Raw genomic sequence first — 12722 nt, forward strand, 5'->3', positions numbered from 1 at the left:
CATGTCGACCGAGCACGACCTGCGCCGCCTCGCGCTCTCCCTGCCGGAGACGGTGGAGGCGCCGCACTTCGACCTCACCTCGTTCCGGGTGAACGGGAAGATCTTCTGCACGCTGGGGCCCGACCGGCCGGCGATGCTGAAGCTCAGCCGCGAGGACCAGGCCAACCTGGTCGCCGCCGATGCGCGAATCACGCCCGTGCCTGGGTACTGGGGCCGCAAGGGCTCGACCTTCGTCCGCTTCGAGGACATGGAGGCGGCGGAGCTTGCGGGCCTGCTTCGCACCGCCTGGGCGAGCGTCGCGCCGAAGCGGCTGACGAAGGTGTCCGGCCCGGCTTGATCCGGGTAGGGGATTCAGGCATACACCCGCGCTCACGTCGGCGGCCCTTACCGGCCGCCGCATCCATTTCCACGCCTGCGAGATCCTCCCATGGCCGTTCCTAAGCGCAAAGTATCCCCGTCGCGGCGCAACATGCGGCGCTCGCACCACGCCCTGGGCGCCAACTCCTTCGTCGAAGACAAGGAAACCGGCGAACTGAAGCGCCCGCACCACGTCGACCTGAAGACCGGCATGTACAAGGGCCGCCAGGTCCTGACGCCGAAGGAAGACTAGGCTTCTCCCGAACGCTTCGGCGTCCGGGCCAGAGTTTCGCGGCCCCGCCTGGCGACAGGCGGGGCCGTTCGCGTTTGTGGCCGCGTTGTGGCCGCCCCGGCGTTGCCCCGTCGCCGGAAGCTGGCTAAGCCTCCCGCGCCCCTCGAAACCGCGCAAGGACCTGCGAGAAAGCCGTCATGACCGAGATCGTCGACATCAACGCCCGCGAGATCCTCGACAGCCGCGGCAATCCGACCGTCGAAGTCGACGTCATCCTCGAGGACGGCTCGATGGGCCGCGCTGCCGTGCCCTCCGGCGCCTCCACCGGCGCCCACGAGGCGGTCGAGAAGCGGGACGGCGACAAGACCCGCTACGGGGGCAAGGGCGTGCGCCAGGCGGTCGATGCGGTGAACGGCGAGATCTACGACGCGCTGGCGGGCTCGGACGCCGAGGACCAGCGGCGGGTCGACCGGCTGCTGATCGAGCTCGACGGCACGCCGAACAAGAGCCGGCTGGGCGCCAACGCCATCCTCGGCGTCAGCCTGGCCACCGCCAAGGCGGCGGCGAGTTCCGCGGCGCTGCCGCTCTACAAGTATGTCGGCGGGGTCTCGGCCCGGGTGCTGCCGGTGCCGATGATGAACATCATCAACGGCGGGGCGCACGCCGACAATCCGATCGACATCCAGGAATTCATGATCCTGCCCACCGGCGCGGCCAGTTTCGCCGAGGGCCTGCGGATGGGCGCGGAGATCTTCCATGGCCTGAAGAAGGCGCTGCACGACGCCGGCCACAACACCAATGTCGGCGACGAGGGCGGCTTTGCGCCCAACCTCTCCAGCGCCGAGGATGCGCTGGCCTTCATCGTCAAGGCGGGCGAGGCGGTGGGCTACCGCGCCGGCGAGGACTTCGTGCTCGGCCTGGACGTCGCCTCCACCGAATTCTTCAAGGGCGGCAAGTACGCCATGGAAGGCGAGGGCAAGACCGTCGATTCGGCCGGCATGGTCGATTACCTGGCCGGCCTGGTCGCCAAGTTCCCGATCGTCTCCATCGAGGACGGCTGCGCCGAGGATGACTTCGCGGGCTGGAAGCTGCTCACTGAACGCCTGGGCCGCCAGGTGCAGCTGGTCGGCGACGACCTGTTCGTCACCAATCCGGTGCGACTCGCCAAGGGAATCGAGGACGGCCTCGCCAACTCGATCCTGGTGAAGGTCAATCAGATCGGCACCCTGTCGGAGACCCTCGACGCGGTCGATATGGCCCACCGCGCCGCCTACACCGCGGTGATGAGCCACCGCTCCGGCGAGACCGAGGATTCGACCATCGCGGATCTCGCGGTCGCCACCAACTGCGGACAGATCAAGACCGGCTCGCTGGCCCGCTCCGACCGCACCGCCAAGTACAACCAGCTGCTGCGCATCGAAGAGGAGCTGGGCGACCAGGCCCTCTATCTCGGCCGCAAGGCGCTGAAGCAGTAGCCTCTCCTCGATCGTCGTCGCCCGGCTTGTCCGGGTGATGACGGCTTGGGGAAATCGGAAGCCGAATCAACACGGTTAGCCGGCTCTTAACCACAGCGGCATGAAGCTCCTGCGCGTCCTAGTAAGGGATTCGCCGTGCTCGCCCGTCTTCGCCCCTATCTGCCGACCGCCGCCCTGGCATTCCTGATCTTCTATTTCGGGTTCCACGCCTTCACGGGCGACCAGGGGATTCTCAGTTCCAACAAGCGCGATGAGACCCTGACGGCGAAGACCCGTGAGCTCGCCGCCGTGCGCGCCCAGCGGCAGGATCTGGAAATGCGCGCCCGTTTGCTGCGCGACACCAGCCTTTCCGCCGACCTCCTGGAGGAAAGAGCCCGCTCCCTGCTAGGCTTCGCCGATCCAAGAGACTATGTGATCCGAATGAAGCCGTAGGACCGGTAAACGGTTCTAGAAGGCGACCCAGGGACCACGGAGAGACGTATGGCGCGTGGGCAGACCGGCCCAGCCGGTCGGCGGAAAGCCAATGGCGCTGACCCCAAGAAGGCTCCTTCAGGAGCCGGCAGGGAAGAGCTGCTAAAATACTATCGGGACATGCTGCTGATCCGCCGCTTCGAGGAGCGGGCCGGACAGCTCTACGGCATGGGCCTGATCGGCGGCTTCTGCCACCTCTACATCGGCCAGGAGGCCATTGCCGTCGGCGTGCAGGCGGTGAAGCAGCCTGGGGACCAGGTGATCACCGGCTATCGTGACCACGGCCACATGCTGGCGTGCGGGATGGACCCGCGCGAGGTCATGGCTGAGCTCACCGGCCGCATCACCGGCTCGTCCAAGGGCAAGGGCGGCTCGATGCACATGTTCTCGACGGAAGCCGACTTCTACGGCGGCCACGGGATCGTCGGGGCGCAGGTCAGCCTGGGCACCGGCCTGGCGCTCGCCAACCACTATCGGGACAACGGCAAGGTTGCGTTCACCTACTTCGGCGACGGCGCGGCCAACCAGGGCCAGGTCTACGAGAGCTTCAACATGGCGGAGATCTGGAGCCTCCCGGTCGTCTACGTGATCGAGAACAACCAGTACGCCATGGGCACCTCCATCGAGCGGTCGTCCTCCGAGACCCGCCTCCACAAGCGCGGCGCCTCGTTCCGGATCCCGGGCGAGGAAGTCGACGGCATGGACGTGCTGGCGGTCAAGGCCGCCGCGCAGAAGGCCGCCGACCACGCCCGCGCGGGCAACGGCCCGTACATTCTCGAGATGAAGACCTACCGTTACCGCGGCCACTCGATGAGCGACCCGGCCAAGTACCGCACCCGCGAGGAGGTCGACGAGGTCCGCAAGACCCGCGATCCCATCGACCACATCGAGGAACTGCTGGAAAAGCAGGGCTACGCCGACGAGGCGACCCTCAAGGCGGTGGACGCGGAGGTGAAGCGCATCGTCGCCGACGCCGCCGAGTTCGCCCGCACCAGCCCCGAGCCCGATCCCTCGGAGCTCTACACCGACGTCTACACGGAGGCCCGCGCGTGACCGACGTACTGATGCCGGCGCTGTCGCCCACCATGGAAGAGGGCACGCTCGCCAAGTGGCACGTGAAGGTCGGCGACCAGGTCCGCTCCGGCGACGTGATCGCCGAGATCGAGACCGACAAGGCGACCATGGAAGTCGAAGCCGTCGACGAAGGCACGGTGGAAGCCCTGCTGGTGCCCGAAGGCTCCGAAGAGGTGAAGGTCAACACCCCCATCGCCCGCCTGTCGGGCGAGGGCGGGGCGGCCGCGCCGTCCCCGGCGCCCGCTCCGGCGGCTGTTCCGGCCCAGGCTGAAGCCGCCGCCGGCGATCCCGAGAAGAAGCCGCCGGAAACCGCCAAGCCGCGGCCCGAGGGCGAGGGTGCAGTGGCCGTCACCTCGGCCGAGCCGCTGCGCGACCCGGAGCTTCCGGCCGGCGTCACCCTGGTGAAGACCACGGTCCGCGACGCCCTGCGCGACGCCATGGCCGAGGAGATGCGCCGCGACCCGGACGTGTTCCTGATGGGCGAGGAAGTCGCCCAGTACCAGGGCGCCTACAAGGTCAGCCGCGACATGCTGCAGGAGTTCGGCGACAAGCGGGTCATCGACACGCCGATCACCGAATACGGCTTCACCGGCCTGGGCGTCGGCGCGGCGATGGCGGGCCTGAAGCCCATCGTCGAGTTCATGACCTTCAACTTCGCCATGCAGGCCATTGATCATATTATCAATTCGGCCGCGAAGACGCTCTATATGTCCGGCGGCCAGATCAAGACCTCGATGGTCTTCCGCGGGCCCAACGGCGCGGCGGCCCGGGTGGCCGCCCAGCACAGCCAGGACTATGCGGCCTGGTACGGCCACGTCCCCGGCCTGAAGGTCATCGCCCCCTACGACTCGGCCGACGCCAAGGGCCTCCTGAAGGCGGCCATCCGCGACCCGAACCCCGTGGTCTTCCTGGAGCATGAGATGCTCTACGGCCAGGAGTTCGACGTCCCGGAGGGCATCGACTGGGTGCTGCCGATCGGCAAGGCCAAGGTTCGGCGCGAAGGCGCCGACGTCACCCTGGTGGCCTATTCCCGCATGGTCGGCTTCTGCCTGAAGGCGGCCGAGGAACTCGCCGCCGAAGGCATCGAGGCGGAGGTCGTAGACCTGCGCACCATCCGGCCGATGGACTACCAGACCGTCGTCGAGAGCGTGAAGAAGACCAACCGCCTGGTCACCGTCGAGGAAGGCTGGGGCCCGATGGGCATCGGCGCCGAGATCGTCGCCAAGGTGCTGGAGCACGCCTTCGACTACCTGGATGCGCCGCCCGCGCGGGTCCACCAGGAAGACGTGCCGCTGCCCTATGCGGCGAACCTGGAAGCCCTGTCGATGCCGTCCGTCGAGAAGATCGTGAAGGCGGCAAAGGCGGTCAGCTACAAATGAGCGACGACGCCTTCACATGGAGGGCGGGCGGTTGCCATTGCGGCGGCGTGCGGTTCGAGGTGGCGCTTCCGCCTGTCGTGGAAGCGCAGACCTGCAACTGCTCGATGTGCGCCAAGACCGGCTTCGTGCACATCATCGTGCCGGAGAGCCGTTTCCGCATCACCAAGGGGCGGGAACGGCTGGCGGAGTACACCTTCAACACCCGGGTGGCGAAGCACCTGTTCTGCGCCGAGTGCGGAGTGAAGAGCTTCTACCGGCCGCGGTCCAATCCTGACGGCTGGAGCGTCAACGCCCGCTGCCTGGACAGCCTGGAAGGCGTCGACCTGGACCTGACCGCGTTCGACGGCCAGAACTGGGAGGCGAACGCCGAGCAACTGGCGCACCTGTCGCGGGAGCCGGCATGAGCCAGCCGCTGACCGGCCACTGCCACTGCGGCGCGATCCGGGCGATCCTGGAGACCTCGAAGACGGCCGCCGAGCTGCCGCTTCGCGCCTGCCAGTGCGGCTTCTGCCGCCGCCACGGCGCGCTGACCACCAGCGATCCCGAGGGCTTCCTGCATATCGAGGCGGCGCCCGGCAGCCTCAACCGCTATCGCTTCGGCCAGCGCCTCGGCGATTTCCTGCTCTGTGCGGAGTGCGGTGTCTACGTCGCCGCCACCGTGGACGGCGAGACCGGCCTCTTGGCCGTGCTCAACGTGACCGGCGTCGCCCTGCCGGGCTTCGAGGGCCGCACGCCCGAGCCCATGACCTATGATGACGAGACGCCCGACCAGAAGCTGGCGCGCCGCAAGGCGCGCTGGATGCCGGCGGTCTTCGTCGAAACCCAACCGAGCGCCTGACGCATGTCCATCGACGTCCTTATGCCCGCCCTGTCCCCCACCATGGAGGAGGGCACCCTCGCCAAGTGGCACGTGAAACAGGGTGACCAGGTCCGCTCCGGCGACGTGATCGCCGAGATCGAGACCGACAAGGCCACCATGGAGGTCGAAGCCGTCGACGAGGGCACGATCGAAGCCATCCTGGTGCCGGAAGGCTCCGAGGGCGTGAAGGTCAACACGCCGATCGCCCGCCTGTCGGGCGAGGGCGACACCGCCGCCCCGGCTCCGGCCGCCGCGCCCGCGGCCAAGGCTGAACCGAAAGAAGCCCCCAAGGCTGCGCCCGCCGCAGCGCCGGCGCCACAACCTGCACCGGCCGCGCAAGCCGCGCCCGCGCCCGCCAAGGCGACCGGCGGCAATCGCATCTTCGCTTCGCCGCTCGCCCGGCGGATCGCCGAGCAGAAGGGCCTGGACCTCGCCACCCTGCAGGGCTCCGGCCCGCACGGGCGGATCGTCAAGGCCGACGTGGAAAGCGCCCGGCCGGGCCAGGCGCGGGCTCCGGCCGCGACGCCTGCCGGCCAGCCTGCGCCCGCCGCCGCGCCGCGGCAGGTGCAGTCGCTGGAGCAGATGGGCATTGCGCCCGGCAGCTACGACCTCATCCCGCTGGACGGCATGCGCAAGACCGTGGCCCGGCGGATGACCGAGAGCTTCCGCGACGTGCCGCACTTCCCGCTGACCATCGACCTGGAGATCGACGGCCTGCTGGCCGCCCGCGCCAAGATCAACGGCCTCCTGGAGAAGGAGGGCGTGAAGGTCAGCGTCAACGATCTGGTCATCAAGGCCGCCGCCATCGCCCTGAAGCGGGTGCCGGAGGCCAACGCCTCCTACACGCCGGAAGGCATCGCCATGCACCACCACGCCGACGTGGCGATGGCGGTCGCCGTCCCCGGCGGGCTGATCACCCCGATCATCCGCCAGGCGGAGCTGAAGGGCCTCAGCACCATCGCCACCGAGGCCAAGGACCTGGCGGAGCGGGCGCGGACCAAGAAGCTGAAGCCCGAGGAATTCCAGGGCGGCACCTTCTCGGTCTCCAACCTCGGCATGTTCGGCATCAAGTCGTTCGCCTCGATCATCAACGAGCCGCAGGGCGCGATCCTGTCGGTGGGGGCGGGCGAGAAGCGGCCCGTGGTGCGCGGCGACCAGTTGGCGGTCGCCACGGTGATGAGCGTGACGCTGACCTGCGATCACCGCGTGGTCGACGGCGCCACCGGCGCGCGTTGGCTCGCCGCCTTTAAGGCGCTGATCGAAGACCCCATCACGATGATCGTCTGAGGCCGGGAGCGTAGCGTATGGATTTCGACCTCATCGTCATCGGTTCGGGCCCTGGCGGCTATGTGACCGCCATCCGGGCCGCGCAGCTCGGCCTGAAGACCGCCATCGTCGAGCGTGAGCTCTTGGGCGGCATCTGCCTGAACTGGGGCTGCATCCCCACCAAGGCGCTGCTGAAGTCGGGCGAGGTCTACGAGCAGCTCGACCACCTGGGCGACTACGGCCTGCAGGTGGAGAAGCGCGGCTTCGACTTCGACAAGGTGGTGCAGCGGTCGCGGAAGGTCTCCGCCCAGCTGAACGCCGGCGTCGCCTTCCTGATGAAGAAGCACAAGATCGAGGTGATCGAGGGCACGGCCAGGCTCGAAAAGGGGCAGGGGGCGCCGAAGGTGGTGGTGGCCCTGAAGGCCGGCGGTTCGCGCACGGTGCAGGCGAAGAACGTCATCCTCGCCACCGGCGCCCGCGCCCGCACCATCCCGGCGGCCGGCCTGGAGCCGGACGGCGAGCGGGTCTGGACCTACCGCGAGGCGCTGGCGCCGAAGGCCGCGCCGAAGTCGCTGATCGTCATCGGCTCGGGCGCCATCGGCATCGAGTTCGCCAGCTTCTACCGCGCCCTGGGCGCGGACGTGACGGTGATCGAGGCCCTGCCGCGCATCCTGCCGATCGAGGACGAAGAGGTCTCCAAGGCCGCCCACAAGGCGTTCGAGAAGCGCGGCCTGAAGTTCCGGGTGCCGGCCAACGTCAAGAAGCTGACCAAGTCGGCCTCCGGCGTTTCGGTGGAGATCGAGGCCGGCGGCAAGGCCGAGACCCTGCAGGCCGAGGTGGCGATCGTCGCGGTCGGCATCGTCGGCAACGTCGAGGACCTCGGCCTGGAGGCGCTGGGCGTGAAGATCGAGCGCACCCACGTGGTCACCGACGCGCACGGCGCCACCGGCGTGCCCGGCCTCTACGCCATCGGCGACGTGGCCGGTCCGCCCTGGCTGGCGCACAAGGCCAGCCACGAGGGCGTCCACTGCGTCGAGCACATCGCCGGCCTGAAGCCGACCAACCTCAACTCGCCGATCCCCGGCTGCACCTATTCGACGCCGCAGATCGCCTCGGTGGGGCTCACCGAGGCCCAGGCCAAGGACCAGGGGCTCGACCCCAAGGTCGGCCGCTTCCCGTTCCGGGTGAACGGCAAGGCGATCGCCTCCGGCGAGACCGAGGGCTTCGTCAAGACGGTGTTCGACGGCAAGACCGGGGCGCTGATCGGGGCGCACATGATCGGCGCCGAGGTCACCGAGATGATCCAGGGCTTCACCCTGGCGATGACCCTGGAGGCCACCGAGGCCGAACTGCAGGCCACGGTGTTCCCGCACCCGACCATGAGCGAGGCCATGCACGAGGCGTCGCTCGACGCCTACGGCCTGGTCCTGCACATCTGACGCGGGGCTAGGGCCGCTTTCGCACCAGCGCGTCCAGGCTCCACAGGCCGGCGCCGGCGAAGACCAGGTAGAGGAACACGAAGCAGTAGAGCACCGCGGCCTCGCCCATGTTGAGGGCCGGCCAGAGGCCCTGCGGCGCGTGGACCATGAAGTAGGCCGCCGCCATCTCGCCGGAACAGACGAAGGCGGCCGCGCGGGTGAACAGCCCGAGCGCGATCAGCGCGCCGCCAACGATCTCGATCCAGGCCGCCGCCACCAGCATCGGCGGCAGCGGACTGGGCAGCCCCGGCGCCGCGGCCGGGAAGTGGAACAGCTTCATCAGCCCGTGCTCCATGAAGAGCAGGGCGGTGACGATCCGCAGGATGCTAAGCACCCGCGGCGCCCAGACGTCGAGATTCGGCATGGTCGTTTCCCCTTCTGCCCCGGCGATTGGTCGCCGACGCCCCTGAAACGCTCGCCGAAACTCCCGCGCTGTCAGGCCGCCCGACGTATCTCGGCGTCCACGATGCGCTGCAGCGCGACGTAATCGGTCTTGCCGGTGCCGAGCACCGGGATCTCCATGACCCTGATGATCTTCTTCGGCACGCCGATCTCCGGCGCGCCGATGGACTGCGCGTGCGCCACCAGCGGCCCGGTCTCAGCGTCTCGGCGGTCGGTGACCAGCACCAGGCGCTCGCCCTTCTTCGGATCGGGCAGGGCGACCACGGCGTGCCGGCCCTCCGGCCAGACGGCGCTGGCCAGGTCTTCCGCGGCGGTCAGCGACACCATCTCGCCGCCCACCTTGGCGAAGCGCTTCACCCGCCCGAGGATCTTCACCCAGCTGTCGTCGCTGATCGCGACCACGTCGCCGGTGTCGTGCCAGCCGTCGACCGGCGGCTCCAGCCCGCCGTCGGCCGCGAGATACCCGGCCATGACGTTGGGGCCGCGGACGTAGAGCTTGCCGCCGCCCTTGATGCCGTCCACCGGCTCGAGGCGGGTCTCCATGCCGGGCAGGAGCCCGCCCACGGTGCCGCGGCGGTTGTCGACGGGCTTGTTCACCGCGATCACCGGCGCGGCCTCGGTGGCGCCGTAGCCTTCCAGCACCGGGATCGGGCCGAACCGCTCGGCGATCAGGTTGTGGGTCTCCTCGCGCACCTTCTCGGCGCCGCAGACGATGAACTTCAGGCCCGAGAGATCGCCCGGATCGGCGGTGCGGGCGTACTGGTTCACGAAGGTGTCGGTTGCCAGCAGGATCGAGGCCCCGGTGTCGCGGATCAGCGGCGGGATCTGCTTGGTGTGCAGGGGCGAGGGGTACTCGAACGCCTTCATGCCGGTGAGGATCGGCAGCAGCACGCCGCCGGTCAGGCCGAAGCAGTGGAAGGTCGGCAGCGGATTGAACATCACCCAGGCGGGATCGAGGTCGATGTGGGCGGCGATCTGCTGGACGTTGGCGATCAGGTTGGCCTGGGTCAGCACGACGCCGCGCGGCGCGCCGAAGCTGCCGGAGGTGAACAGGATGACGCCGGGATCCTGCGGCGTGGTCGGCGTGCGGAACCGGCTCGGGAAGGTGGCGGCGGCGGCGGCGTAGAGCTTGTCGGCCAGGCCCACCGTCTCGCGGACGTCTTCCAGATAGGTGACCTTGGTCAGGGTCTCGATGGCGTCGACCAGGTCGTGCAACTTGCCCTGCTCGACGAAGCGGTGGGAGGTCAGCACCCGTCGCACGCCGGCCAGCTCGCAGGCGGCCTTCAGGTTCCGGATGCCGGCCGTGAAGTTCAGCATAGTCGGGGTGCGACCGAAGGCATGCAGGGCGAAGAAGGTCACCACCGCCGCGGAACTGGCGGGCAGCATGACGCCCACCCGCTCGCCGGGCCGGGTGAAGGCCGCGATCTTGCGGCCGAGCGCGAAGGCCGCGCGGATCAGGTCGGTGTAGGTGAGGGGATTGCGTTCCTGATCCTCAAGGATCGGCTTCTTGGCGCCGTAGGTCTGGCGGGCCTCGACCAGGGCGTCGAAAAGCGACGTCTGGGCCTGGGCGGAATCGAACGTACGCGACAAAGGCGAATACCTCCCCGGACTCCTGCCGGTATTGTTGGCGCGGAGCCTATAGCCGGACTTCAGCCTTGAAAAGATTCGTCACAGTTCGTGAGCTGGCGGCGCTGTGCGAATTCGCGACTTGATCCGAAGTCGATGACCGCCGATCTAGGGGCCATGGCCGTGGTCATCGACACCGTCGGGCAGGTGCGCCCCCGACACCCCGAGAAGCAGGCGCGTCCCGACAGCCCGCTGTTGCGTAAACCCGACTGGCTGCGCGTCCGCGCGCCGGGCTCGCCGGGCTACAACGCCACGCGCGCGATCGTGAAGGATCACGGGCTGGTCACCGTCTGCGAGGAAGCGGCCTGCCCGAACATCGGCGAGTGCTGGTCGAAGAGCCACGCCACCATGATGATCATGGGCGAGGTCTGCACCCGCGCCTGCGCCTTCTGCAACGTGGCGACCGGCAAGCCCGACGCCCTCGACCCCACCGAACCCGCCCGCGTCGGCGACGCGGTGGCCAAGATGGGCCTGAAGCACGTGGTCATCACCTCGGTGGACCGCGACGACCTGGCCGATGGCGGCGCGGCCCACTTCGCCGCCGTCGTGCGGGCGATCCGCGCCGCCGCGCCGGGCACCACCATCGAGATCCTGACCCCGGACTTCCTGAGGAAGCCGGTCAGCGCCGCCCACGAGGTGATCGATTCCAAGCCCGACGTCTTCAACCACAACCTGGAGACCGTGCCGCGCCTCTACCTCTCCATCCGTCCGGGCGCCCGCTACTACCATTCGCTGCGCCTGCTGGAGCGGGTGAAGGAACGCGATCCGACCCAATTCACCAAGTCGGGCGTTATGGTCGGGCTGGGCGAGGCCAAGGAAGAGGTCATGCAGGTCATGGACGACATGCGCTCGGCCGGCGTCGACTTCATCACCATCGGCCAATACCTGCAGCCGACCCGCAAGCACGCCGCCATCGACCGCTTCGTCCATCCCGACGAGTTCCGGGCCTATGAAGAGATCGCCCGGGCCAAGGGCTTCCTGATGGTCTCGGCCAGCCCGCTGACCCGCTCCTCACACCACGCCGGCGAGGATTTCGCCCGCCTGCAGGCGGCGAGGATGGCGCGGGAAGCAGCGGCCTGAGGCCGGCGTTTTGCGGCACCACGTCTCAAAGCTTCTGCCCTACACGCCCGAGCAGCTGTTCCAGCTGGTCGGCGACGTGGACGCCTATCCGCAGTTCGTGCCGTGGATCAACGCCATGCGCACCTGGAACCCCCGCAGCCTGAGCGAGGGCGTGGACGCGGTCGACGCCGAGGCCGGCGTCGGCTTCTCGTTCCTGAAGGAGCGGTTCTCCACCCGCGTGCGCCGTGACGCCCGCAATCGGCAGATCGACGTCAGCCTGATCTCCGGCCCGTTCAAGAAGCTGGACAACCGCTGGCGCTTCCTGGACGCCGGCCATGGCTGCACGCGCGTCGAGTTCGACATCGACTTCGCCTTCCAGTCGCGGCTGCTGGAAGCCCTGCTCACCGCCAACTTCGCGCACGCGGTGGACAAGCTGATGACCTGCTTCGAGGCGCGGGCGAAGGCGCTGTACGGGCAGGCCGAGGCCACCGCCGACGTCGCCCCCGCGGCCGTCGGAGAGGGATCGGGCGAAGCCGCCTAGGTCATCCGGTCGCGGAGCATCTGCAGGGCGGCCTGCACCGCGGCCAGCTGGATGCCTTCGCGGGTATCTTCCTCGAAGAGCTCGTGGCGGTGCATCAGGCCGTGGTTCGAGCGGGCGGTGGCGATGTGGACGGTGCCGACCGGCTTCATGGGCGTGCCGCCGCCGGGGCCGGCGACCCCGGTGATCGCCACGGAGATGTGGGCGTTGGAGTTCTCCAGGGCGCCCTCGGCCATCATCCGCGCCACCGGCTCCGAGACCGCGCCCAGGTCGGCGATCAGGTCGCCGGGCACCCCGAGCAGCTCCTGCTTGGCGCGGTTGGAATAGGTCACGAAGCCGCGCTCGAAGACGTCGGACGCTCCCGACACCGAGCAGATCGCGCCGGCCACCAGACCGCCAGTGCAGCTCTCCGCCGTGACGATCCGCAGCGAGCGCTCCCGGGCCTCGTCGACGAGCAGGCGGGCCAGCGTGACGATCTCGAGGGAAAACATCGGCGGCGACCTCTG

15 protein-coding genes are annotated in these 12722 nt (G+C 68.9%); 12 read left to right on the plus strand and 3 right to left on the minus strand.

The features are described from left to right. The first annotated feature begins 1 nt into the window (after position 1). The 10 genes from DJ021_RS15680 to lpdA all read left to right on the plus strand — a co-directional run bounded on the left by DJ021_RS15680 (position 2) and on the right by lpdA (position 8552). Positions 2 to 337, plus strand: coding sequence for an MmcQ/YjbR family DNA-binding protein (locus tag DJ021_RS15680; RefSeq protein ID WP_111458438.1), 336 nt, complete (start codon positions 2 to 4; stop codon positions 335 to 337). A gap of 90 nt (positions 338 to 427) precedes the next feature. Continuing rightward, complete coding sequence (gene rpmF, locus DJ021_RS15685; RefSeq protein WP_111458439.1) at positions 428 to 610, plus strand: 50S ribosomal protein L32; 183 nt, start codon at positions 428 to 430, stop codon at positions 608 to 610. Between the two features lie 176 nt (positions 611 to 786). Further along, on the plus strand, positions 787 to 2064 hold the full coding sequence (gene eno, locus DJ021_RS15690) for a phosphopyruvate hydratase (RefSeq protein ID WP_111458440.1): 1278 nt from the start codon (positions 787 to 789) through the stop codon (positions 2062 to 2064). Positions 2065 to 2199: 135 nt separating this feature from the next. Continuing rightward, on the plus strand, positions 2200 to 2496 hold the full coding sequence (locus tag DJ021_RS15695) for an FtsB family cell division protein (RefSeq protein WP_111458441.1): 297 nt from the start codon (positions 2200 to 2202) through the stop codon (positions 2494 to 2496). Between the two features lie 48 nt (positions 2497 to 2544). Continuing rightward, entirely contained in the window at positions 2545 to 3588 is a 1044-nt protein-coding gene (pdhA, locus tag DJ021_RS15700) for a pyruvate dehydrogenase (acetyl-transferring) E1 component subunit alpha (protein ID WP_111458442.1), read from the plus strand. Continuing rightward, on the plus strand, positions 3585 to 4988 hold the full coding sequence (locus tag DJ021_RS15705; protein ID WP_111458443.1) for a pyruvate dehydrogenase complex E1 component subunit beta: 1404 nt from the start codon (positions 3585 to 3587) through the stop codon (positions 4986 to 4988). Before pdhA ends, DJ021_RS15705 begins: the two co-directional genes overlap by 4 nt. Continuing rightward, positions 4985 to 5392 carry a GFA family protein gene (locus tag DJ021_RS15710; protein ID WP_111458444.1) on the plus strand — a complete coding sequence of 136 codons (408 nt, stop codon included), beginning with the start codon at positions 4985 to 4987 and terminating at the stop codon, positions 5390 to 5392. Before DJ021_RS15705 ends, DJ021_RS15710 begins: the two co-directional genes overlap by 4 nt. Next, positions 5389 to 5826, plus strand: a complete 438-nt coding sequence (locus DJ021_RS15715) for a GFA family protein (RefSeq protein ID WP_111458445.1) — start codon at positions 5389 to 5391, stop codon at positions 5824 to 5826. Before DJ021_RS15710 ends, DJ021_RS15715 begins: the two co-directional genes overlap by 4 nt. Positions 5827 to 5829: 3 nt before the next feature. Beyond that, positions 5830 to 7134 carry a pyruvate dehydrogenase complex dihydrolipoamide acetyltransferase gene (locus tag DJ021_RS15720; protein WP_111458446.1) on the plus strand — a complete coding sequence of 435 codons (1305 nt, stop codon included), beginning with the start codon at positions 5830 to 5832 and terminating at the stop codon, positions 7132 to 7134. Positions 7135 to 7151: 17 nt separating this feature from the next. After that, positions 7152 to 8552 (plus strand): dihydrolipoyl dehydrogenase, encoded by a 1401-nt coding sequence (gene lpdA / locus DJ021_RS15725; protein ID WP_111458447.1) that lies wholly within the window; start codon positions 7152 to 7154, stop codon positions 8550 to 8552. Between the two features lie 7 nt (positions 8553 to 8559). Here the strand turns inward: lpdA and DJ021_RS15730 are convergent, their stop codons facing one another. Both DJ021_RS15730 and DJ021_RS15735 read right to left on the minus strand, forming a co-directional pair. After that, a complete protein-coding gene (locus tag DJ021_RS15730) occupies positions 8560 to 8955 on the minus strand; it encodes a DoxX family protein (RefSeq protein WP_111458448.1) in 396 nt (131 codons plus the stop codon). Between the two features lie 71 nt (positions 8956 to 9026). Beyond that, a complete protein-coding gene (locus DJ021_RS15735) occupies positions 9027 to 10583 on the minus strand; it encodes an AMP-binding protein (protein WP_111458449.1) in 1557 nt (518 codons plus the stop codon). A gap of 153 nt (positions 10584 to 10736) precedes the next feature. On the opposite strand from DJ021_RS15735, the gene lipA reads away from it, so the two are divergent. Beyond that, complete coding sequence (gene lipA / locus DJ021_RS15740; protein ID WP_111458450.1) at positions 10737 to 11699, plus strand: lipoyl synthase; 963 nt, start codon at positions 10737 to 10739, stop codon at positions 11697 to 11699. 10 nt (positions 11700 to 11709) lie between these two features. After that, complete coding sequence (locus DJ021_RS15745; RefSeq protein ID WP_111458451.1) at positions 11710 to 12219, plus strand: type II toxin-antitoxin system RatA family toxin; 510 nt, start codon at positions 11710 to 11712, stop codon at positions 12217 to 12219. Here the strand turns inward: DJ021_RS15745 and DJ021_RS15750 are convergent. Continuing rightward, positions 12216 to 12707, minus strand: a complete 492-nt coding sequence (locus DJ021_RS15750; protein ID WP_111458452.1) for a CinA family protein — start codon at positions 12705 to 12707, stop codon at positions 12216 to 12218. The genes DJ021_RS15745 and DJ021_RS15750 overlap by 4 nt on opposite strands. Positions 12708 to 12722: the final 15 nt, after the last annotated feature.

It is taken from the genome of Phenylobacterium hankyongense, assembly GCF_003254505.1.
Taxonomy (GTDB): domain Bacteria; phylum Pseudomonadota; class Alphaproteobacteria; order Caulobacterales; family Caulobacteraceae; genus Phenylobacterium; species Phenylobacterium hankyongense.

Bases quoted from the DNA above. Each gene is read 5' to 3' on its own strand.
- lpdA (WP_111458447.1), top strand. From the start codon at position 7,152: ATGGATTTCGACCTCATCGTCATCGGTTCGGGCCCTGGCGGCTATGTG.
- eno (WP_111458440.1), top strand. From the start codon at position 787: ATGACCGAGATCGTCGACATCAACGCCCGCGAGATCCTCGACAGCCGC.
- DJ021_RS15680 (WP_111458438.1), top strand. From the start codon at position 2: ATGTCGACCGAGCACGACCTGCGCCGCCTCGCGCTCTCCCTGCCGGAG.
- lipA (WP_111458450.1), top strand. From the start codon at position 10,737: ATGGCCGTGGTCATCGACACCGTCGGGCAGGTGCGCCCCCGACACCCC.
- rpmF (WP_111458439.1), top strand. From the start codon at position 428: ATGGCCGTTCCTAAGCGCAAAGTATCCCCGTCGCGGCGCAACATGCGG.
- DJ021_RS15715 (WP_111458445.1), top strand. From the start codon at position 5,389: ATGAGCCAGCCGCTGACCGGCCACTGCCACTGCGGCGCGATCCGGGCG.
- DJ021_RS15750 (WP_111458452.1), bottom strand. From the start codon at position 12,707: ATGTTTTCCCTCGAGATCGTCACGCTGGCCCGCCTGCTCGTCGACGAG.
- DJ021_RS15720 (WP_111458446.1), top strand. From the start codon at position 5,830: ATGTCCATCGACGTCCTTATGCCCGCCCTGTCCCCCACCATGGAGGAG.
- DJ021_RS15710 (WP_111458444.1), top strand. From the start codon at position 4,985: ATGAGCGACGACGCCTTCACATGGAGGGCGGGCGGTTGCCATTGCGGC.
- pdhA (WP_111458442.1), top strand. From the start codon at position 2,545: ATGGCGCGTGGGCAGACCGGCCCAGCCGGTCGGCGGAAAGCCAATGGC.
- DJ021_RS15730 (WP_111458448.1), bottom strand. From the start codon at position 8,955: ATGCCGAATCTCGACGTCTGGGCGCCGCGGGTGCTTAGCATCCTGCGG.